The sequence below is a fragment of the Ancylobacter vacuolatus genome (assembly GCF_030813595.1).
Classification (GTDB): Bacteria; Pseudomonadota; Alphaproteobacteria; order Rhizobiales; family Xanthobacteraceae; genus Ancylobacter; species Ancylobacter vacuolatus.
Genome location: NZ_JAUSUH010000010.1, coordinates 111699 through 133543, shown reverse-complemented (window position 1 = coordinate 133543; position 21845 = coordinate 111699). Strand labels below are relative to the sequence as shown.

General features: G+C 67.6%; 18 protein-coding genes. 10 read left to right on the top strand and 8 right to left on the bottom strand.

Translation table 11 applies throughout. From position 1 onward, the window contains the following. Positions 1 to 10 precede the first annotated feature (10 nt). On the top strand, positions 11 to 1306 hold the full coding sequence (locus tag J2S76_RS18720) for an amidohydrolase family protein (RefSeq protein WP_307062901.1): 1296 nt from the start codon (positions 11 to 13) through the stop codon (positions 1304 to 1306). Positions 1307 to 1413: 107 nt separating this feature from the next. Here J2S76_RS18720 and J2S76_RS18715 read toward each other — a convergent pair whose 3' ends face one another. Together J2S76_RS18715 and J2S76_RS18710 are read right to left on the bottom strand one after the other, a co-directional pair. Beyond that, on the bottom strand, positions 1414 to 2250 hold the full coding sequence (locus tag J2S76_RS18715) for an MBL fold metallo-hydrolase (protein WP_307062898.1): 837 nt from the start codon (positions 2248 to 2250) through the stop codon (positions 1414 to 1416). 219 nt (positions 2251 to 2469) lie between these two features. Next, positions 2470 to 3105: an MBL fold metallo-hydrolase gene (locus J2S76_RS18710; protein WP_307062897.1), complete on the bottom strand. Its 636-nt coding sequence runs from the start codon at positions 3103 to 3105 to the stop codon at positions 2470 to 2472. 101 nt (positions 3106 to 3206) lie between these two features. On the opposite strand from J2S76_RS18710, the gene lepA reads away from it, so the two are divergent. Both lepA and J2S76_RS18700 read left to right on the top strand, forming a co-directional pair. Then, on the top strand, positions 3207 to 5012 hold the full coding sequence (lepA, locus tag J2S76_RS18705; protein WP_307063077.1) for a translation elongation factor 4: 1806 nt from the start codon (positions 3207 to 3209) through the stop codon (positions 5010 to 5012). 67 nt (positions 5013 to 5079) lie between these two features. Beyond that, complete coding sequence (locus tag J2S76_RS18700; RefSeq protein ID WP_307062895.1) at positions 5080 to 5274, top strand: YegP family protein; 195 nt, start codon at positions 5080 to 5082, stop codon at positions 5272 to 5274. Positions 5275 to 5340: 66 nt separating this feature from the next. Here the strand turns inward: J2S76_RS18700 and J2S76_RS18695 are convergent, their stop codons facing one another. Then, complete coding sequence (locus J2S76_RS18695; RefSeq protein WP_018386995.1) at positions 5341 to 5724, bottom strand: PRC-barrel domain-containing protein; 384 nt, start codon at positions 5722 to 5724, stop codon at positions 5341 to 5343. 163 nt (positions 5725 to 5887) lie between these two features. Between J2S76_RS18695 and J2S76_RS18690 the strand changes: the two genes are divergently transcribed. Then, positions 5888 to 6898 carry a L,D-transpeptidase gene (locus J2S76_RS18690; RefSeq protein WP_307062893.1) on the top strand — a complete coding sequence of 337 codons (1011 nt, stop codon included), beginning with the start codon at positions 5888 to 5890 and terminating at the stop codon, positions 6896 to 6898. A 10-nt stretch (positions 6899 to 6908) separates the two neighbouring features. After that, positions 6909 to 7808 carry a penicillin-insensitive murein endopeptidase gene (gene mepA / locus J2S76_RS18685; protein ID WP_307062891.1) on the top strand — a complete coding sequence of 300 codons (900 nt, stop codon included), beginning with the start codon at positions 6909 to 6911 and terminating at the stop codon, positions 7806 to 7808. 116 nt (positions 7809 to 7924) lie between these two features. On the opposite strand, the gene J2S76_RS18680 is transcribed toward mepA, so the two are convergent. From J2S76_RS18680 to J2S76_RS18665, 4 genes are all read right to left on the bottom strand, one after another. Beyond that, on the bottom strand, positions 7925 to 9565 hold the full coding sequence (locus J2S76_RS18680) for a GMC family oxidoreductase (protein WP_307062889.1): 1641 nt from the start codon (positions 9563 to 9565) through the stop codon (positions 7925 to 7927). A gap of 248 nt (positions 9566 to 9813) precedes the next feature. Continuing rightward, positions 9814 to 10527, bottom strand: a complete 714-nt coding sequence (locus J2S76_RS18675; RefSeq protein ID WP_307062887.1) for an outer membrane protein — start codon at positions 10525 to 10527, stop codon at positions 9814 to 9816. Between the two features lie 234 nt (positions 10528 to 10761). Next, on the bottom strand, positions 10762 to 11589 hold the full coding sequence (locus J2S76_RS18670) for a lytic murein transglycosylase (RefSeq protein ID WP_307062885.1): 828 nt from the start codon (positions 11587 to 11589) through the stop codon (positions 10762 to 10764). 83 nt (positions 11590 to 11672) lie between these two features. Next, complete coding sequence (locus tag J2S76_RS18665) at positions 11673 to 12416, bottom strand: DUF3750 domain-containing protein (RefSeq protein ID WP_307062884.1); 744 nt, start codon at positions 12414 to 12416, stop codon at positions 11673 to 11675. 172 nt (positions 12417 to 12588) lie between these two features. On the opposite strand from J2S76_RS18665, the gene J2S76_RS18660 reads away from it, so the two are divergent. From J2S76_RS18660 to J2S76_RS18650, 3 genes are all read left to right on the top strand, one after another. Further along, the gene (locus J2S76_RS18660; protein ID WP_307062882.1) at positions 12589 to 13971 is read left to right on the top strand and encodes a malonyl-CoA decarboxylase; all 1383 of its coding nucleotides are present in this window, start codon (positions 12589 to 12591) and stop codon (positions 13969 to 13971) included. Positions 13972 to 14074: 103 nt separating this feature from the next. Further along, a complete protein-coding gene (locus J2S76_RS18655; RefSeq protein WP_307062881.1) occupies positions 14075 to 15295 on the top strand; it encodes an SAM-dependent methyltransferase in 1221 nt (406 codons plus the stop codon). 178 nt (positions 15296 to 15473) lie between these two features. After that, positions 15474 to 18029: an HWE histidine kinase domain-containing protein gene (locus tag J2S76_RS18650; RefSeq protein ID WP_307062879.1), complete on the top strand. Its 2556-nt coding sequence runs from the start codon at positions 15474 to 15476 to the stop codon at positions 18027 to 18029. Positions 18030 to 18040: 11 nt separating this feature from the next. Here J2S76_RS18650 and J2S76_RS18645 read toward each other — a convergent pair whose 3' ends face one another. Then, entirely contained in the window at positions 18041 to 18694 is a 654-nt protein-coding gene (locus J2S76_RS18645; RefSeq protein ID WP_307062877.1) for a TetR/AcrR family transcriptional regulator, read from the bottom strand. Positions 18695 to 18821: 127 nt separating this feature from the next. Here J2S76_RS18645 and J2S76_RS18640 point away from each other — a divergent pair, with 127 nt between their 5' ends. Continuing rightward, the gene (locus J2S76_RS18640) at positions 18822 to 20030 is read left to right on the top strand and encodes an HlyD family secretion protein (protein ID WP_307062875.1); all 1209 of its coding nucleotides are present in this window, start codon (positions 18822 to 18824) and stop codon (positions 20028 to 20030) included. A 10-nt stretch (positions 20031 to 20040) separates the two neighbouring features. Then, positions 20041 to 21624 (top strand): DHA2 family efflux MFS transporter permease subunit, encoded by a 1584-nt coding sequence (locus J2S76_RS18635; protein ID WP_370874793.1) that lies wholly within the window; start codon positions 20041 to 20043, stop codon positions 21622 to 21624. Positions 21625 to 21845: the final 221 nt, after the last annotated feature.

Here is a 21845-nt window from a genome sequence, read left to right as displayed (position 1 = left end):
TGGAATCCCCATGAGCATCGATCTACTCGTGAAGAATGCGCGCTTGGCCGACGGGCGCGGCGGCATCGACATCGCCTGCGAGGGCGGGCGCATCGTCGCGGTCGAGCCGGGCATCGAGGCCGAGGCCGGGCGGGTCATCGACGCCGATGGCAAGCTGGTCACGCCGCCCTTCATCGACCCGCATTTCCACATGGACGCGACGCTCTCGCTTGGCCTGCCGCGCCTCAATGAATCCGGCACGCTGCTGGAGGGCATCGCGCTGTGGGGCGAGCTGAAGCCGATCCTCACCCATGAGGCGGTGATCGAGCGGGCGCTGCGTTACTGCGACCTCGCGGTGAGCCAGGGCCTGCTCGCCATCCGCACCCATGTCGACATCTGCGATGACCGGCTGCTGGCGGTGGAAGCGCTGCTGGATGTGCGCGAGAAGGTGAAGGACTATATCGACCTCCAGCTCGTCGCCTTCCCGCAGGATGGCTATTACCGCTCCCCCAACGCGGCGGCGAACCTGACGCGGGCGCTCGACATGGGCGTCGATGTGGTCGGCGGCATCCCGCATTTCGAGCGCAGCATGGCCGATGGCGCCGCCTCGCTCACAGCCCTGTGCGAGATCGCCGCCGCGCGCGGCCTGCGCGTCGACATCCACTGCGACGAAAGCGACGACCCGCTCTCGCGCCATATCGAGATGCTGGCCTATGAGACCCAGCGCTTCGGCCTGCAGGGAAGGGTGACGGGCTCGCACCTCACCTCCATGCATTCAATGGACAATTACTACGTCTCCAAGCTGATCCCGCTGATCGCCGAGGCGGGCGTCCACGCCATCGCCAATCCGCTGATCAACATCACCCTGCAGGGCCGTCACGACACCTATCCCAAGCGGCGCGGCATGACGCGGGTGCCGGAGTTGCGGGCGGCGGGCGTCAATGTCGCCTTCGGCCATGACTGCGTGATGGACCCCTGGTACTCGCTCGGCTCGGGCGACATGCTTGAGGTGGCGCATATGGCGCTGCATGTCGGCCAGATGACCTCGCGCGAGGCGATGGGCTGGTGCTTCGAGGCGATCACCGCCAATTCGGCCAAGCTCATGGGGCTGGAAGGCTACGGAGTAGCGCCCGGCTGCAACGCCGATTTCGTGCTGCTGCAGGCGGCCGACCCGATCGAGGCGATAAGGCTGAAGGCCACGCGGCTGTTCGTGGTGCGGCGCGGCCGGGTGATCGCCGAGGGCGCGCCGCGCGTCTCGGTGCTCGACCTGCCCGGCCGGCCGGGCCTGGTCGACCCGTCGGCCTATGCGCCGGTGGAGGGCGGTTAACGTCATCCCGCACGGCCGGAACGGCCGATCAGGGATCGCTCGCCGCGCTTCATGCATCAAGAGATCCCGGCTCTGCGCTTCGCTTCGGCCGGGATGACGCGTGCCTTTCAACCGCCCGGCGGCAGCACGATCACCGTCGGCTTGCGCGGCAGCGTCTCGCGCGAGAGCACCAGCTCGGCGCTTTCGCGCCGCTCGATCGCGTAGTCGCGGCCGGCGAAGCGGGCGAGAAAATTGTCGAGCGTGCCCTCGTTGAAATAGTGCATCGGAATGATGACCGGCGCCTCCAGCGCTTTGAGCACCTCGATCATGCCGTCGACGTCGAGCGTGTAGCTGCCATCGACCGGGGCGAGCACCACGTCGAGCCGTCCGAGCGCGCCGATATCCTCATGGGTGAGCGTGTGGTGCAGATGGCCGAGATGGGCGATGCACAGATCGGCGGCGCGGAACACGAAGATCGAGTTGCCGTTCTGGATGGTGCCGCCCTGCCAGTCGCGGATATTGGTCTGGAGGTTGCCGACCCAGAGATCGCCGATGTCGAGATCGTAATGCACGGGATCGCGGTCGTCGCGCCAGCCCTTGAGCACATGCTCGATGCCGGGATCGGGGTTGAGCGAGTAATGCGTCGAATGCGCCCGGTTCATGGTGGCCACGCGCGGCACGACCGAGGGGCGGACATAGTCGTTATAGTCGGTGGCCACGGTGACGCCGCCGGCGGTCTCGATCAGGAAGGTGGAGTGGCCAATATAGGTCAGCCCCACCTCGCGCGGGCCGACATAGGCGGCGGGAAGCGCGCGCGGGGCGAGGCGCTGCAGGAAGGGATTGTCCGCCACCAGTTTCGGGCATCGCTCCGCCTGGGCAAGGGCTGGCGTGGTGCCGAACAGCGCCGCGAGGCCGAGGAACAGGGCCGGGCCGAGAGGGGTGATACGCGGCAGGGGGCACTGCATGGCTGAGGCTCCGGGCTGGCGTCTCGGGCATCATCGACGCTCCCCTGCGTCAGGGCGAGTCACAGTTTCGTGGCGCGCGCGTCATCCCGGACGCGTCCTCGGCGCGATCCGGGATCACAGGCCAATCGCGGCGCGATCCCGGCTCTCCGCTGCGCTCCGGCCGGGATGACGGCGGGAGGGGAGTGCCCCGTCCTGACGGTCCTCGCCGCAGCGCCCCGCTCAGCGCAAAAACGGATTGGTGCGCTTTTCCAGCGCGATATTGGTGGCGTTGCCATGGCCGGGCAGCACGGTGAAGGCGTCGCCGAGGGGGAGAATCTTCTCCTTGATGCCCTTGATGAGCAGCGGCCCGTCGCCATAGGGGAAATCGGTGCGCCCCACCGAGCGCTGAAACAGCGTGTCGCCGACAATGGCGAGCTTGTTCTCCCGGCTGACCAGCACGATATGGCCGGGCGTGTGGCCGGGCACATGCAGCACCTCGAAAGCGACGCCACCAATATCGACCGCATCGCCTTCCTCCAGCCAGCGGCCGGGGGTGACGGGACGTCCGGGAATGCCGGTACGCACGCCATCGGCGGGCAGATTGTCGAGCAGGAACTTGTCGCCCTGATGCGGGCCCTCCACCGGAATCTTCAGCGTTTCCGCCAGTTCTGCCGCGCCGGCGGCATGGTCGATATGGCCGTGGGTGAGCACGATCTTCTCCGCTGTCACCTCCAGCTCTTCCAGCGCCGCGAGGATGCGGGGCAGGTCGCCGCCCGGGTCGATCACCGCCCCCCGCTTGGTGGTCTCGTCCCAGACGATGGAGCAGTTCTGCTGGAACGGGGTGACGGGAACGATGGCGACCTTGAGTTCAGGCATGGGGGCTCCTTGGCGACAGGCCGCGCGAATGTGGTCGAAGGGCCGCCTGCATGCAAGGCGCCGCCTTGTGGCGTAACGGCGCCAATGCTATCCCGCCCGACATGAGCACCGAGCCGATTGCCAACATCCGCAACTTTTCCATCGTCGCCCATATCGACCATGGAAAGTCGACCCTCGCCGACCGCCTGATCCAGATCACCGGCGGGCTGTCGGAGCGCGAGATGTCCGAGCAGGTGCTCGACAGCATGGATATCGAGCGCGAGCGCGGCATCACCATCAAGGCGCAGACCGTGCGCCTGTCCTACAAGGCCAAGGACGGCAAGGACTACATCCTCAACCTCATCGACACGCCCGGCCATGTCGACTTCGCCTATGAGGTGAACCGCTCGCTCGCCGCCGTCGAGGGCTCGCTGCTGGTGGTCGACGCCAGCCAAGGCGTCGAGGCGCAGACGCTGGCGAACGTCTATCAGGCCATCGACAATAATCACGAGATCGTGCCGGTCCTCAACAAGGTCGACCTGCCGGCCGCCGAGCCGGAAAAGGTGAAGGCGCAGATCGAGGACGTGATCGGCCTCGATGCCTCGCAGGCCATCCTCATTTCGGCCAAGACCGGGATCGGCATTCCCGATGTGCTGGAAGCCATCGTCACCCGCCTGCCGCCGCCCAAGGGCGACCGCGAGGCGCCGCTGAAGGCGCTGCTGGTCGATAGTTGGTACGACGTCTATCTCGGCGTCGTCGTGCTGGTGCGCATCGTCGACGGTGTGATGAAGAAGGGCATGCGCATCAAGATGATGCAGACCGGCGCCGTCTATGAGGTGGACCGGGTCGGCGTGTTCACGCCCAAGCTCACCGTGATGGCCGAGCTCGGCACCGGCGAGATCGGCTTCCTCACCGGCTCGATCAAGGAAGTGGCTGATACCCGCGTCGGCGACACCATCACCGACGAGAAGCGCCCCACCGCCGAGGCGCTGCCGGGCTTCAAGCCGGCCCAGCCCGTGGTGTTCTGCGGCCTGTTCCCGGTCGATGCCGCCGATTTCGAGGATCTGCGCGCCGCCATGGGCAAGCTGCGCCTCAACGATGCCAGCTTCTCCTTCGAGATGGAGACCAGCGCCGCGCTCGGCTTCGGCTTCCGCTGCGGGTTCCTCGGCCTGCTGCATCTGGAGATCATCCAGGAGCGGCTGGAGCGCGAGTTCAATCTCGACCTCATCGCCACCGCCCCTTCGGTCATCTACGAGATCGAGATGAACGATGGCAGCGTGATCGACATGCACAACCCGGCCGATATGCCGGATGTGATCAAGATCAAGGAAATTCGCGAGCCGTGGATCCGCGCCACCATCCTGACGCCGGACGACTATCTCGGCTCGGTGATCAAGCTGTGCCAGGACCGGCGCGGCAGCCAGATCGAGCTGACCTATGTCGGCTCGCGCGCCATGCTCACCTATGACCTGCCGCTGAACGAGGTGGTGTTCGACTTCTACGACCGGCTCAAGTCGATCTCGAAGGGCTACGCCTCCTTCGACTACCAGATCACCGATTACCGCGTCGGCGATCTGGTGAAGATGTCGATCCTGGTCAATGCCGAGCCGGTGGACGCGCTGTCCATGCTGGTGCACCGCACCCGCGCCGAATATCGCGGCCGGGCGATGTGCGAGAAGCTGAAGGATTTGATCCCGCAGCATCTGTTCCAGATCCCGATCCAGGCCTCGATCGGCGCCAAGATCATTGCCCGCGAGACCATCAAGGCCCTGCGCAAGGACGTGACCGCCAAGTGCTATGGCGGCGACATTTCCCGCAAGCGCAAGCTTCTGGACAAGCAGAAGGAGGGCAAGAAGAAGATGCGCCAGTTCGGCCGCGTGGAAATCCCGCAGGAGGCCTTCATCGCCGCGCTGAAGGTCGACGACTGAGCCGCGCGCTACCCAAGGCCGGCGTTTCGTGCTGACATCCTCCTCCTCAACGAGGGGGAGGCAGCCCATGGCCTACAAATTTGAAGTCTACAAGGACAAGGCGGGCGAGTTCCGGTTCCGTTTCCGGGCCTCGAATGGCGAGCCGATGTTTTCATCCGAGGGCTACAAGGCCAAGGCTTCGGCACTCGCCGCCATCGACTCCCTCAAGAAGAACGTTCCCGACGCCGTCGTGGTCGTCACCACGCAGGAAGTGGCGAGCTGAGCCGCGTTTGGCCACACGAAAACGGCCGGGCTCGCGCCCGACCGTTCCGTGATGCTGCGTGCCGCGTCAGATGACGTAGGGCGGCACGTTGTAATAATCGTCGACCTTGCGGCCCCATTCGCGGTCCTGCCACGAGCGCTCGTCCGAGCTGGCGTGGTGCGGCGCGCCGGTGAGCTGCTCCTCGGTGAGATCCACGACATAGCCGTCGAGGGTCTCGTCATATTTGAGCAGCGACCAGGGCAGCGGGTAATAGTCCTCGCCGAAGCCGAGGAACCCGCCAAAGCTCATCACCGCATAGGCGGTCTGGCCGGTCAGCTTGTCGATCATCACCCGCTCGATGCCGCCAATGCGGTCGCCATTCGGGCGGTAGACGGCGGTGCCTTCCACCTTGTCGCTGCCGATCAGCGTGCGGGTTTCGCGCGCGTCGACATTCTGCTGCGTCGTCTGCATGTTGGCCTCCCATGTTGACAGTCTCGCAGGGGCAACGTGCGGAGCCGGCAGCGGTTCCCGACGGTCAGTCTCGCCCTCGGGCCGAACTGACCAGAATTCGGCAGATGCGCGGGCGGAGCGTGGCCGGTATCGTCGCGGCACGGACGAGAGGGAGAATCAGCACATGTCGGACCACGCGAACGGTTTCCGCGCCGACCGCCGCAGCCTGCTGCGGGTCGGCGGCACCGCCCTCGCGCTGGCGGCGGGTGGGCTGCTGCCGGCGCGGGCGCAGGCCCCGGTCGAGGTCGATGCGCTGAAGCCCGGGCAATATGCCTGGTATCCCGAGCGCGCGCCGGAGGGCTTCGTCGCCATCATCGTCTCGCTGCCGGACCAGCGCTGCTATGTCTACCGCAACGGCGTGCGGATCGGCGTGTCCACCGTTTCCACCGGCCGGGCCGGGCATGAGACGCCGACCGGCGTGTTCATCATTCTGGAGAAGGATGTCGACCACCATTCCTCGCTCTATAACGACGCCTCCATGCCGTTCACCGAGCTGCTGACCTGGTCGGGGGTGGCGCTGCATGCGGGCGGTCTGCCGGGCTATCCCTCTTCGCATGGCTGCGTGCACCTGCCGCTGGAGTTTTCCAAGCTGCTGTTCTCCGTCACCCATTTCGGCACGCCCGTCATCATCGCCGACGCGCATTCCCAGCCGGTGGACGTGCTGCATCCCGGCCTTGTGCTGCCGGCGGACGCCACCGCCGCGATCGCCAAGGACGACCCGAAGAACGCCAATGGCACGCCCGACAAGGAAGCCGCGCCCGACCCGGCGCTGGACGCGGTGGCGATGATCGTGAGCCAGGCCGACATGGCGCTCACCGTCATCAAGGATGGCGCGGTGGCCTTCACCTCTCCGGTGACGATCCGCGATCCGCAGACGCCGATCGGCAATGTGGTCTATGTGCTGAAGAGCGTCGGCGGCGAGGTGTCGTGGACGGCACTGTCCTTCGAGGGCTACGGCGCGAGCGCCGGCAAGGCGGCCGGCGCCATCGACCGCGTCACCGTGGCGCCCAGCGCCAACCAGCAACTCGCCAAGCTGCTGGTGCCCGGCTCGACGCTGTTCGTCACCGAGCTCTCCGCCAAGCCGGATACGCGCTCGGACAAGGATTTCGTCATTCTCTCGCAGGCGGCAAGCTGAAGGAGCGGCGATGATACGCGCGATGCCGAGCCGGGCCTGCCTCGCGTTCCTCGCCATGCTGCTGGCCGGGCCGGCGGCGGCGCAAACGGCGCCGGCCGCCCGGCTCGATTCCCTGCCGGCCAAGCAGGTCTTCGGCGCGGCTAAAGCGCCGGCGCCGCTCGAAGCGCGGTCGATCGGCTTCTATTCCAAGGGCTGCCTCGCCGGCGCACAGGCGCTGCCGGTGAACGGCGCGACCTGGCAGGCGATGCGCCTGTCGCGCAACCGCAATTGGGGCCATCCCAACCTCATCGCCTTCCTCGAACGCTTCTCCGCCACCGTGCCGACCGTCTCGCAATGGCCGGGAATCCTGGTCGGCGATCTCTCCCAGCCGCGCGGCGGGCCGATGCTCACCGGCCACGCCTCGCACCAGATCGGCCTCGATGCCGATATCTGGCTGACCCCGATGCCGAGGCGCGAACTCTCCCGCGAGGAGCGCGAGAAGATCTCCGCCACCATGGTGGTACGCAAGGACCGGCGGGACGTGGATCCGGCGGTGTGGACGCAATCGCACATCGCGGTGATCAAGGCGGCGGCGCAGGACCCGGAGGTCGAGCGGGTGCTGGTCAATGCGGCGATCAAAAAGGGGCTATGCCGCGATGCGAAGGGCGACCGCGCCTGGCTGCAGAAGGTGCGGCCCTATTGGGGGCACGACTACCACATGCATGTGCGGCTCTCCTGCCCCGAAGGCGCGCCGGACTGCCGGCCGCAGGATCCCGTCGTGCCGGGCGAGGGCTGCGGCAGCGAGCTCGACTGGTGGTTCTCCGACGCCAATCTCAACCCGAAGCCGCCGACCACCCCGTCCAAGCCCGCGCCCCCCATGCTGATGAAGGATTTGCCCGAGGCCTGCCGGCAGGTGGTGCTGGCGCCTTAGGGCAACCACGTCATGGCCGGGCTTGACCCGGCCATCGCAGACTTTAACCCGCCATGCGGGCAAGTCGTGGATGCCCGGCCCAAGGCCGGGTATGACGGCGGAAGGCGGGACGCCGCTCAGCCCCGCCCGTCCTCCAGGATCATCCCCGCCGCCTTCTCCGCGATCATGATGGTCGGCGAGTTGGTATTGCCCGAGACGATGGTCGGCATCACCGAGGCATCCGCCACGCGCAGGCCCCGGATGCCGAACACCCGCAGCCGCGCGTCCACCACCGCCAACGGGTCGGAGGCAAGGCCCATCTTCGCCGTGCCGACGGGGTGGAAGATGGTGGTACCGATATCGCCGGCGGCGCGGGCCAGCGCCTCTTCGCTGTCGTCGATCCCCTTGCCCGGCAGGAACTCATCCGGCGCGAAGGGCGCCAGCGCCGGCTGGGCGACGATGCGGCGGCCCACCCGCAGGCTGTCGGCGGCGACGCGGCGGTCTTCCTCGGTGGAGAGATAATTGGGCTGAATCAGCGGCGCCGCCGCGCTGTCGGCGCTGGCGAGCCGCACCTCGCCCCGGCTGGTCGGGCGCAGATTGCACACGCTCATGGTGAAGGCGGGGAATTTGTGCAACGGCTCGCCGAACTTGCCGAGCGAAAGCGGCTGGACGTGGAATTCGAGATCGGCATGTTCCACCCCGGCGCGCGAGCGGGTGAAGATGCCGAGCTGTGAGGGCGCCATGGTCAGCGGCCCGCGCTGGAACAGGGCGAAGTCGAGCCCCATCTTCGCCCGGCCGAACAGCGAATGGTACTGCTCGTTCAGCGTCGGCACGCCGGAAACCTTGTAGATCATCCGCAACTGCAGATGGTCCTGCAGGTTGGCGCCGACGCCGGGCCGCGCGTGCGCCACCGCGATTCCATGGCGCGCCAGTTCCTCGCCCGGCCCGATGCCGGAGAGCTTGAGCAGATGCGGCGAGCCGATGGCGCCGGCGGCGAGGATCACCTCTCCCCGCGCGCGCGCCACCCGTGTCACCCCGTTCTGGCGGTAGACGACGCCGGCGGCGCGGCCATCCTCGATCAGCACGCGCTCGGTGTGGCAGCCGGTTTCCAGCCGAAGATTGGGACGCGAGAGCACGGGCTTGAGGAAGCCGCGCGCCGCGCTCCAGCGCAGGCCGCGCTTCTGGTTCACCTGGAAATAGGACGAGCCTTCATTAGTGCCGGTGTTGAAATCCGGGATCGCGGCAATGCCGGCCTGCTGCGCGGCGACGCGCACCGTGTCCAGCAGCTTCCAGGTGAGACGCGGCGCTTCCACCCGCCATTCGCCGCCGCCGCCATGGAATTCGGCGGCGCCGAGATAATGGTCCTCGTGGCGCTTGAACACCGGCAGCACGTCGTCCCAGCCCCAGCCGGCCAGGCCGAGCTGGCGCCAATGGTCGTAGTCGGCCGCCTGGCCGCGCATATAGATCATGGCATTGATGGCGGAGGAGCCGCCAATGGTCTTGCCGCGCGGGTAGTTCAGCGCCCGCCCGTTCAGCCCGGCTTCCGCCTGCGTCTTGAAGCACCAGTCGGCGCGCGGATTGCCGATGGCGAAGAGATAGCCGACCGGAATGTGGAACCAGATCCAGTTGTCGCGCCCGCCAGCCTCCAGCACCAGCACCCGGTTCTTCGGGTCGGCGGACAGCCGGTTCGCCAGCACGCAGCCGGCCGAGCCGGCGCCGACCACGATGTAGTCATAGCTTTCCGCGGAATCGGTCGGGGCGTTGGTCACGGCGGGCACCTGGGCAGCGTCACGGGAGTGCGATAAAGCCGCTCGCCTTCCCGCGCGGCAAGCCGAAATCCCGCGCAAGGGCTGTTCGCTGATGGGCGGTAGTGCGCGGCGAACAGCCGGCGAGGCCCGGCCGCTGGCCGGGCGTCCCAGGAGGCTGACGCGCTGCGCGAACCCTCGTCATGGCGAGGGGCCGGATGCCGAGGGGCCGGTTCGGGCCGGCCTGGAAGCGCGCAGGCCGCTGCCGCCGCGCCGCCGTGTCAGAACTTGTAGCTGAGGCCGAGGCGCAGGTCGTTGGTGGTGTATGAGTGGTTCACCGTCAGGTTGCCGTAATAGGGCACGGACGAGGACAGGTCGCCGTAATCGGTATAGCGATACTCGATGCGCGCCAGGATGTTGTTGGTGACCGCATATTCGAGGCCGCCGCCGACGGTCCAGCCCGACACGGTCTCCGAGGGGGAGATCCGCACGCCGCTCGCCGCATAGGTCGTTGTGGCCGAGCCGAAGGCATAGCCGGCGGTCAGGAAGGGCAGGAAGCGGTCGAAGGCGTAGCCGACGCGCGCCCGCACCGAGCCGAACCACTCCAGCTCGTGCGTCGCCGTGGCACTCGGCACGGGGATGCCAAAGGCAGCGACGGAATCAGTGGAACTGAGGCTTCCACCATTCACATCCGCCTCGATGCCGATGACCAGATTGGAGGCGAACTGGTAATTATAGCCAATGAAGCCGCCGCCGAAGATGCCGCTCGGGCTGCCCGAGGAGGTGGCATAGTCGGGCAGGCCTAGCAGCGAGAGGGAGCTGTCCGCGTCCCCCCAGCTGTAACCGACCTGGCCGCCGAGATAGAGGCCGGTCCAACTGAAGGCGGGCACGTAAACCTCCGCCTTCATCACCGGCGCGGGCGCCGGCGGCAGGTCCGCCGCGAAGGCGGCTCCCGAGGAAAAAATCAATGTCGCAGCGATTGCCAAGGTCTTCATGCTGTCCCCCACGTCGTTCTGTGGCTCCCCGCGGAGCCGACGCAACGGTCCCTATGGCAGGGCTGGCCTCGCCTTGCGTCTGGGTGAAGTGAAGAACCTTCGCAACCTTGGCGTCAAGCATTACCATCCGTAAACGCGGGGGACCGCGCGTTTACGGGCCGGCGTGACGGTAGGGCACCACTTTTTGCCGCCTTCCGGTCCGTCGTCCGTCACCGAGGGCGGGCGTGACCAGGCCTATTGCTTCAGCTTGGCGGCGAATACGCCGATGGTCCGCGCATAGACCTCCGCCTTGTTCCAGCCGAGCAGGGCCTGATAGTTCGGCTCGCCCGGCCCCCAGCCGGCGCCGGGGCGCCAGCCATAGCCGCGCAGATAATTGGCGGTGGAGGCCAGCACGTCGGGCGCGCTGCGCACCAGGTCGGCGCGGCCGTCGCCATCGAAATCGACGGCGAACTTCACATAGGAGGAGGCGAGAAACTGGGTCTGGCCGATCTCGCCGGCCCAGGCGCCGCGCATCTCGTCGAGGGTGAGGTCGCCATGCTGGTAGATGCGCAGCGCGTCGAGCAGCTGGGCGGTGAAGAAGGCGCTGCGCCGGCAATCATAGGAAAGGGTGGAGAGCGAGCGCATGATCGACATCTTGCCCTGGTTGACGCCGTAATCGGTCTCCAGCCCCCAGATCGCCACCACCACTTCGCCCGGCACGCCATAGCGCTGCTCGATGCGGGCCAGCGTCGAGGCGTATTGCTGGAGCTTCTGCTTGCCCTTGGCGATGCGGCCGGCGCTGATGCGGTTGGCGGCGAACTGCTCGAAGCTCATCTTGAAGTGCTTCTGGTTGCGGTCGAGCCGGATCACCGTGGTGTCGTAGGTCACGCCGTCGAGCGCCCGCAGGGCCTGGGGCGAAATGCCCTGCGCCTGCGCCTCGCGTTTGAAGGCCGGCAGCCAGGCGGCAAAGCCGGAGGCGTCATTGCCGCAGGTCGCTGCCCCTGCCGGGGTGAGGGCCAATGGCAGCAGGCACAGCGCCGCAAGGCCGCCGCGCCAGAAATGCCTGAACATGCTCTCGATCATTTTCGCCCCTCGCGGTTAGCCTGCTGCCAGCATGACGCAGCCGGATGAACGGGTCGTTTCACCTTGGCGTCAACGGGCGTGCCTCAAATGCCGATGCGGCCGAAGCCCGGCAGCTTGATGCCTGGCCGCCGCAGGTCCAGCCCGGCGACGGCGCCGAGCAGGTTGAACTCGATGCCTTCCACCCAGGCGACGGTGAGGCCGACATAGCCGTCCAGCGACACCCGCACCCCGGTGCGCGAGGGCGCCAGCCCGACCCATCCGCCATCGACGGGATAGTCCTTGCCGATGGCGGTGGGGGGCAGGGTGACGGCGAGTTCCGGCACCTGCCCGATCACATGGGCGACAAAGCTGTTGGAGTTCGGCCCCGGCCAGACATGGTAGTCGCCGGCGTCACCAAAGGGGTAGGAGGCGATCGCCGCCCGCAGCTTCGGGATCAGCCGCTCGGCGTCGGCACCGGTGGCCTCGAACACGATTTCCGGGTCATTGCCATACCAGCGCCCATCCGGCGCGTAGCCATTATGGCGGATCGGGCGACCCCAGCCGACCTTGTCGTAGCGCTCATAGGCGCCGGCACGCGGCCCCTTGAACACGATCCAGCTATGCACGGCGAAGATGCCGCGCCAGCGCCCGACGCGGGCGGCATAAATGCGGACCATGGCCTCGGGATTGGCATCGGCCGCCGGCAGCGTGCCGGTGCTCGACCAGTCGGCGGTGCCCCAGCTGCGCGACCAGTCGGCCGTCTGCCACTGCACCAGCGCATGGGCGCCGAGCGGCAGGAGGAAGATCAAAACGAAGAGAATGAGGGTGAGGCGGAGGGCCGTGAGCATTGGCGCCGAACATGCCCATCAAGGCACGGAATTTAAAGGGCGGGCGCCGCCTGCACGCGAAAACGTGTCCGGGCGAGGCGACGGCCGGCCGTGCCGTTTGGCCATGTCGTGTCTTGCGCCCGTCGCCCGGCGAGGGTCAGATGGCGCGGTGAGCGCACAGGGCGAGGGCCGGATGGACGGCGGAACCAGCTTCTTCGGCGATCTGCTCGGCACCATTGCCGAGCGTGGCCGCGCGCTGCTCGATCTCGGGCGGGAGCGGCGGCCCGCCGGCGAGGCGCGGGCGGCGAGCGTCGCCCAGTTGTGCGAGCGCCTGCTCTCGGGACAGGGCGAGGCGTCGGGCGTCGCGCTGGCTCAGGAGATTCTCGCCGCCTATTCCGGGCTGCGCACCGGCGAGCGCATCGCCTTCTTCGAGACGCTGGCGACCGCCTTCGGGCCGGATGCCGCCCGGCTGGAGGCGGCGCTGGCCGCCCATCAGGCGACGCCGAGCGGGCGCAGCGTGGCGGAACTGCACGCCGCCAGCGAGCCACGCCGGCAGGAGCTGATCCGCCGGTTCAATCTCGCCCCCGGCGCCACGGCGCGGCTGGTGGCGATGCGCGCCGACCTCGTCGGCTTCCTGCGCCGTCGCCCCGATCTCACCGAGGTCGACCGCGACTTCACCCATCTCTTCGCGTCCTGGTTCAATCGGGGGTTTCTCGTGCTGCGCCGGATCGACTGGTCGACCCCCGCCAATGTGCTGGAAAAAATCATCCGCTATGAGGCGGTGCACGAAATCCGCGACTGGAACGATCTGCGCGCCCGCGTCGATTCACCGGACCGGCGCTGCTACGCCTTTTTCCACCCGGCGCTGGTCGACGAGCCGTTGATCTTTGTCGAGGTGGCGCTGACCCGCGAGGCGCCGTCCGCCATCGCGCCCATCCTCGACACAGCGCGCACGCCGCTGGCGCCGGAGAACGCGCGCACCGCCGTGTTCTATTCCATCTCCAACTGCCAGACCGGGCTCGGCGGGGTGAGCTTCGGCAATTTCCTGATCAAGCAGGTAGTGGCGGAAATCTCCCGCGAATTCCCCAATCTGAAGGAGTTCGTGACCCTCTCGCCCGTGCCGGGATTCCGCGCCTGGGTGGAGGGGGAAATCGCAGATCCGGCCTCAAAGGTGCTCACCCCGGGCGACCGTGCCGCGCTTGCCGCCCTTGCCGGCAGCGAGCCGCCGGACGAGGCGGCGAGGGAGGCGCTGCGCCCGGTGATCGAGGCGCTGGCGGCGCATTATTTCCTGATCGCCCGCTCGTCGAAGGGCAAACCGATCGACCCGGTGGCGCGCTTCCACCTCGGCAATGGCGCGCGGCTGGAGCGGATCAACCCGTTTGGTGATCTCTCCGCGCGCGGCATGGCGCAGGCCTTCGGGCTGATGGTGAATTACCGCTATCTCACCGAGGACATTGAGAAGAACCACGAAGCCTTTTTCGATCGCGGTACCATCGTGGCGAGCCCGCAGGTGCGCCGGCTGGCCCGGGCCGAGGAGGCCCAGAAGCCCCCAGTCCTGCGCGAGGCGGCGGGGTAGCGGGACAGGCCACCAGCCCCCCGCCTGCCCTTGACAGGGCGGCCGGCCTTATGCCCGATGCCCGCGAGGGTCCGGGGGCGGGTCCGGGATCCGGAGTGCGTGCATGCGGTTTCTACCCCATCTCCTGAAGCGGTTCATCCACAAGGGCCGGTTGACCGTGATCGAGCCGAACGGCACGCGCACCGTTTTCGGCAGCGGGCAGGAGGGGCCCGATGTGGTGATCCGGCTCAAGGACGAAAAGCTCGACCGCGAGCTGTTCTTCAACCCCGAGCTGGTGTCGGCCGAGGCCTATATGGATGGCCGGCTCACCTTCGAGGACGGCTCGACCGTCTATGATTTCCTCTCGCTGTTCTCGGTGAACCGGCGCGGCCTCGCTTCCCATCCGGTGCAGCAGGCGCTGCGCCGCTCCTGGCGCGCGCTGAAGCGCTGGCACCAGTCGAATCCGCTCGGCAAGGCGGCGTCCAACGCCCAGAGCCATTACGACCATCCGCCCGAGTTCTATCGGCTCTGGCTGGATTCGCGGATGATCTATTCCTGCGCCTATTTCCCCACCCCCGAGGCCTCGCTGGAGGAGGCGCAGGAAGCCAAGCTGCGCCACATCGCCGCCAAGCTGAAGCTGGAGCCGGGGATGAAGGTGGCGGAGATCGGCTCGGGCTGGGGCGCTCTCGCCATCTATCTCGCCCAGCTCGGCGTGCACGTCACCGCCATCAACGTCGCCACCGAGCAGCTCGCCGAATCGAAGAAGCGGGCGGAAGCGGCCGGCGTCGCCGACCGCATCACCTTCTTCGAGCGCGACTATCGCGAATTGACCGGCAGTTTCGACCGCATCGTCTCCGTCGGCATGATGGAGCATGTCGGCGTCAATCATTTCGACGAGTATTTCGGCACCATCAAGCGGCTGCTGGCCCCCGGCGGCTTCGCCATGATCCACGCCATCGGCCGCATGTCGCCGCCCGGCACCACGGCGCCGTTCATCCGCAAATACATCTTCCCCGGCGGCTATGTGCCTGCCATGTCGGAAGTGTTCACCTCGCTGGAGCGGGTCGGGCTGTGGACCGCCGACTGCGAGATCCTGCGCCTGCATTATTACTGGACCATCCGCCACTGGCGCCTGAACTTCGAGGCGAAGCGCGGCGAGGTGGTCGCCATGATGGGCGAGCGCTTCGCCCGCATGTGGGAGTTCTATCTGGTGGCGGTGGAACTCGGCTTCCTCAACGGCTCGAACATGGTGTTCCAGCTGCTGCTGTCGAATGAGCGCGACGACGTGCCTGTCATCCGCGACTTCATCGTTGATCGCGAAAGGGCGCTGGCCGCCGGCGGGTGAGGGCGGGAACGTTCTGGATGCTGAGGCGTTCGATGTTTCTGTCGAGCGTTGAATCCGGTCCAGAAGTTCCCCCGCATGCCCTGTACGTCACGCCCTCCGGCCCCGTGCCATCCCCTCCTGACCGTCGTTTCGAGCGGCCGTCGCGGACCTCTCACGGACCCCATCGGCCGGGGTGCCCATGTCGGGCGCTGAGCGGGTCGATCTCAGCAATTGCGATCGCGAGCCGATCCACATTCCCGGCAGCGTGCAGTGCCATGGCTGCCTGATCGCCTGCGATCCGCAAGGCGGCAGCGTGCAGCGCCATTCCAGCAACGCGCCTGAGCTGCTCGGCCTGCCGGAGACGCTGATCGGCCGGGACCTTGCCGACCTGCTCGGCGCCCATGCCGCCGGGCGCATCCGCGAGGCGCTGGCGCGCGGCTCCGACCCCTCCTCGCCAGCGCTGCTGTTCGGCGTCGAACTGGCCGCTGGCGGGCGGTTCGACGTCTCGGCCCATGTGTTCAAGGGTGTCGGCATCCTCGAATTCGAGGCCGCCTCGGCGGAGGATGGGCCGGCGCTGGATCTCGCGCGCGCGATGTTCGCCCATGTGCGCGGCGAGAAGGATGTCGACAAGCTGCTGCGGCACTCGACGCGGCTGATCCGCAGCCTGCTCGGCTATGACCGCGTCATGATCTACCAGTTCGCTCATGACGGGGCGGGGCAGGTGGTCAGCGAGGACAAGCGCGAGGATCTGGAGAGCTTCCTGCACCAGTGGTTCCCGGCCAGCGACATCCCCCAGCAGGCGCGAACACTCTATGTCCGCAACATCGTCCGCGTCATCGGCGACGCCAATGGCGAGCGCTGCCCGCTGGTGCCGGAGGAAACCCCGCTCGACGATCCGCTGGACCTGTCCTTCGCGCATTTGCGCTCGGTGTCGCCGATCCATCTGGAATATCTGCGCAATATGGGGGTGGCCGCCTCCATGTCGATTTCCGTCATTGTCGACGGCCAGCTCTGGGGCCTGGTGGCCTGCCATCACTATGCGCCGCGGGTGCTGCCGATGTCGGAGCGCGTGGCGGCGGAGATGTTCGGCGCCTTCTTCGCGCTGCACCTGCAGGCGCTGAAGCAGAAGCGCACGCTCGACGTCGCCACCACGGCGCGGCGGGCGCTGGACCGCGTGATGCGTCTCGCCTCGCAGGACGAGGAAATCGGCGAATTGCTGCGCGCCAACCTGTCCGACTTCGCCAAGCTGATGCCCTGCGACGGCATCGGCCTCTGGCTCGGCGGCCAGTGGAGCGCGCAAGGAGCCGTGCCGCCGGCGGCTGATATACCGGGGCTGGCGAACTTCATCGGCGACAAGGCCAGCGGCAAGGTGTGGGCCAGCCATGAGCTGTCCCGCGAATGGCCGCGCGCGGAAGCGTTCCGCGCCGAGGCGTCCGGCGTTCTCGCGCTGCCGTTGTCGCAGCTGCCGCGCGACTACCTGTTTTTCTTCCGCAAGGAGATCGTGCACACGCTCGACTGGGCCGGCCGGCCGGAGAAGGTCTATGAGACCGGCCCGTTTGGCGACCGGCTGACGCCGCGCAAGAGCTTCGCGATCTGGAAGGAGACGGTCAGCGGCACGGCGAGCCCCTGGACCGACGCCGACCGGGAGATCGCCGAGGCGGCGCGCTCGACGCTGGTGGAAATCGTGCTGCGCCACAATGAGCTGATGGCCGACGAGCGCGGCAAGGCCGATACCCGCCAGCGCCTGCTCAATGAGGAACTGAACCACCGGGTGAAGAACATCCTGGCGGTGATCAAATCGCTGGTCGAGCATTCGCTGCAGGATGGGCGCAGCACGCAGGACTATGTCGACAGCCTGCGCGGCCGGGTGCAGGCGCTGGCCATTGCCCATGATCAGGTGGTGCGCGGCGCCGGCGGCGGTGCGCTGGGCGATCTCCTGCGGGCCGAACTCTCGCCCTATGGCGGCGCGGAAAAGCAGGTGACGCAGGGCGGTCCGCCGGTCTGGCTCGACGCGCGCGCCTTCTCCGTCATGGCGCTGGTGCTGCATGAACTCTCCACCAATGCCGCCAAATATGGCGCGCTGTCCCGCCCGGGCGGGAAGCTGGCGGTGAACTGGGCCATGGCGGCCAATGGCGATTGCGAGGTCACCTGGCGCGAGACCGGCGGGCCGGAGGTCGCCACCACCGGCCGGCGCGGCTTCGGTATGGTGCTGATCGAGCGCAGCGTGCCGTACGACCTCGGCGGCAGCAGCCGCATGGAATTCGCCCCCGGCGGGCTGGTGGCGCATGTGTGCCTGCCGGCGCGCCATGTGTCGGCGGCGCCGGAAGGCGAGGGGGCGGACGGCGGGGCGGCCCAGCCGGCCGACGAGCCGGCCCGTCCGCTGGCGGAACTCGGCGTGCTGCTGGTGGAAGACCAGATGCTCATCGCGATGGATGTCGAGACCATGTTCAGCGATGCCGGCATCGAGAATGTGGTGACGGCGCCCTCCGCCGCCGAGGCGCTGCGCCGGCTGCAGGAATTCACCCCCGATGTGGCGGTGCTGGACGTCAATCTCGGGGCCGGCACCTCGGCGCCGGTGGCGCACGAGCTGCAGCGGCTCGGCGTGCCCTTCATCTTCGCCACCGGCTATGGCGACCGCTCGATGATCCCGGCGGGATGCGAGGGGGTGCCGGTGCTGCCCAAGCCCTATGAAAGCGAGCCGCTGCTGAAGGCGCTGCGCGAGATCGTCGAGGCGACGCCGCGCCGCGCACCCTGAACGGAGGGCGCTCAGCCGGCGCGGGCCGTGCCGTAATAGGCCAGGAAGACGCGCACGGCGCGCTCGACGGTTTCCTCGATCTGTGCCGGCGAGGGCTGTTCGCCGACCCCGAACAGCAGCCCCTTGACGCTGTTGCTCTGGCACAGATTGAAGAACTCATAGGCAGCCGCGAGATCGTCATCGATCCGCAGCCGGCCGAGATCGGCCTGCTGGCGCAGCAGGCTGGCGAGGCGCTGACCGCCATGGCAGGGGCCGGCATCGAAGAAGGCGTGGCCGACACGGGGGAATTTCTCGGCGATGGCAATGACCATGCGCACCAGCCTTATATGGTCCGGCTGCACCATCATGGTCATGAAGGAAATGCCGATCCGGTGCAGCAGGCTCGCCACATCGCCGATCGAGGGATCGACCACGAACAGATGCTCGGCCGAGCGGGCGCGGTCATTGAGCACCAGCGCTTCGAACAGCTCTTCCTTGCTGCCGAAATAGACATAGATCGTCGCCTTGGAGACGCCGGCGGCCCTGGCCACCTCGTCCATGCTGGCGCCGTCGAAGCCCTTTTCAAAAAAGACCTTCCGCGCCCCGTCGATGATGTCGCGGCGCTTGGTGGATTCGGGCTCGGCGCGCGGCGCCTCTGCAACGGTTTCCGTGTCGATCATGGTCATGGCCACCCCTCGTTGCCCTGATAGGGCGCTTGTGGCGGGCTTGTCAAAGCTCTTGACTAAACTGTTTAGTTTGATATGTAAACAATCAGATTGAACTAGACGGTTTAGTTGACCGTTGGAGGCGAAGATGGCGCAAGCGGAAATCAGGCCGGTGCCGGCCGTCGAGAGTGGGCGCCCGGGTGCGGGCGAGCCGATTCCGATCACCGCCCGCAGGCCGGGCTCGACACCCGCCGAGGCCGAGCCGGTCCCGGATCTCGCGGCGCCGGCCGGGGCGACCGCCCCGGACGCCGCGCCACCCCGGCGCTCGCGCAAGAAGCTGGTGTTCGGCGCCATCCTCCTCGCCGCCCTGGCGGGAGGGGCCTATTACGGGCTCGACTGGTGGCAGGTGGGACGCTTCCTCGTCTCCACCGATGACGCCTATGTCGGCGCCGACACCTCGATCCTCGCCGCACGGGTCGCCGGCCACATCGTCGCGCTCGATGTCGAGACCAATCAGAGCGTGAAGGCCGGCGACGTCATCGCTCGTATCGACGATGGCGACTACCGGCTGACGCTGCAGGCGGCGCAGGACAAGATCGCCACCCAGCAGGCGACCATTGAGCGCTATGGCGAGCAGATGGCGGCGGCGCGGGCGCAGGTTGACCAGGCGAAGGCGCAGCTCGTCTCCGCCAATGCCGAGTTGCAGCGGGCCGATCTTGAACTCGCCCGCCAGAGCGAGCTGATGAAGGACCAGTTTTCCAGCCGCGCCACGCTGGAGAAAGCCCGCGCTGACCGCGACAAGGCAAAGGCCGCCGTTGATGCCGGCACCGCCGCCATCGCCTCGGCGCAGGCCGATGTCACTGTCCTCGCCGCCCAGCGCACCGAGGCGACGCGCACGCTCGACGAACTGCAGACCGCCCGCGACCAGGCGCAGCGCGACCTCGACTTCACCCTGGTCCGCGCGCCTTTTGACGGCGTGGTCGGCAACCGGGCGGTGCAGGTCGGCCAGCTGGTGCAGTCCGGCACGCGGCTCGTCGCGCTGGTGCCGTTGTCGCAGGTCTATGTCGACGCCAATTTCAAGGAGACCCAGCTCGGCCAGCTGCATCCCGGGCAGAAGGTCGACATCGCGGTCGATGCCTATCCCGACGAAACCTTCCACGGCCATGTGCTCAGCCTTGCCCCGGCCTCGGGCTCGGTGTTCAGCCTGCTGCCGCCGGAGAACGCCACCGGCAACTTCACCAAGATCGTGCAGCGCGTCCCGGTGCGGATCGAGCTCGACGAGGCTGCCCGCGACAAGGCGGAGCTGCGCCCCGGCATGTCGGTGATCGCCACCGTCGACACGCGCGGCGGCGCCTGAGGAGGCTGCCATGTCCGACACGACAGCCATGGCCGGCGCCGGGCCGGGGGCGAAGCCGCGCGCCGCCTCCTCCGAGGGAAGGCGCATGTTCGCCTTCCTGTGCATGGTGTTCGGCATGTTCATGGCGATCCTGGACATCCAGATCGTCTCGGCCTCGCTCTCGGAAATCCAGGCCGGCCTTGCCGCCTCCTCCGACGAGATTTCCTGGGTGCAGACCAGCTACCTCATTGCCGAGGTGGTGATGATCCCGCTGTCGGGCTTCCTGTCGCGGGCGCTGTCGACGCGCTGGCTGTTCGCCGCCTCGGCGGTGGGCTTCACCATCATGAGTTTCATGTGCGCCACCGCCACCTCGATCAACGAGATGATCGTCTATCGGGCGCTGCAGGGCTTTCTCGGCGGCGGCATGATCCCGACCGTGTTCGCCGCCGCCTATTCGGTGTTCCCGCGCGAGAAGCAGGGCGTCGTCGCCCCGCTGATCGGCCTGGTGGCGACGCTGGCGCCCACCATCGGCCCGACCATTGGTGGCTATCTCACCGACCTGTTCTCCTGGCACTGGCTGTTTCTGGTCAACATCATCCCCGGCATCTTTGTCGTCATCACCACGGTGACGCTGGTGGATTTCGACGAGCCGGACCTCGCTTTGCTCGACCGCTTCGACTGGTGGGGCCTTTTGTTCATGGCCGGCTTCCTCGGCAGCCTCGAATTCGTGCTGGAGGAGGGGCCGACCAATGACTGGTTCGAAGACCATTGGATCGTGATCTTCACCGTCCTCTGCGCCGTGTCGGCGGTGGCGTTCTTCGCCCGCGTCTTCCTGGCGCGCGAGCCGGTGGTGGACCTGCGCGCCTTCGCCAACCGCAATTTCGCCGTCGGCTCGGCCTTCAGCTTCGTGGTCGGCATCGGGCTCTACGGGCTGACCTATCTCTACCCGCTCTATCTCGCCCGGGTGCGGGGCTATTCGGCGCTGATGATCGGCGAGACCATGTTTGTCTCCGGCCTCGCCATGTTCCTGTGCGCGCCCATCGCCGGCCGGCTGATGGGCAAGGTCGATCCACGCGCGATGATCGCCTTCGGCTTCGCCGCCTTCGCCCTCGGCACCTGGCAGGTCACCGGGCTGACGGCGGACTGGGATTTCTGGGAACTGCTGGTGCCGCAGATCCTGCGCGGCGTCGGCATCATGATGGCGATGATCCCGATCAACAACATCTCGCTCGGCACCCTGCCGCCGGACCAGCTGAAGAACGCCTCCGGCCTGTTCAACCTGATGCGCAATCTCGGCGGCGCGGTGGGGCTCGCCCTCATCAACACCGTGCTGAACGACCGCTGGGATCTGCACCTCGCCCGGCTGCACGAGAATGTGCAATGGGCCAATGCCGCCGCCGTCGAGCGGCTGGAGGCGATGACGAAGGCACTCGCCGCCATGGGCTCGGATGCCGGTACCGGGGCGCTGAAGCTGATGTCGGCGCAGGTGCGGATGCAGGCACAGGTGATGGCGTTCTCGGACGTGTTCCTCGTCCTCACCGTGCTGTTCGTCGCGCTGTTCTTCGCCGCCCCGCTGCTGCGCCGGCCCTCGCACAAGGTGGAGGGTGGGCATTGAGTTTACCGCTTCCCCGTCAGGTCCGGCCCGTCCGGGCGTGACGGGGTGGAGCGTCATGGCCGGGCTGCCCCGGTTCGCCACGCCGTTCGGGAGGCGCCCCCCCGCCCGACATCGTGCAGGCCCGGCCTCGCCCGGCCATGACGTCACATTCTTCCGGCGGCCGTCATGCCCGGGCTTGGCCCGGGCACCCATGACTTTCCTTGCCGGTTTCCCCCTACACC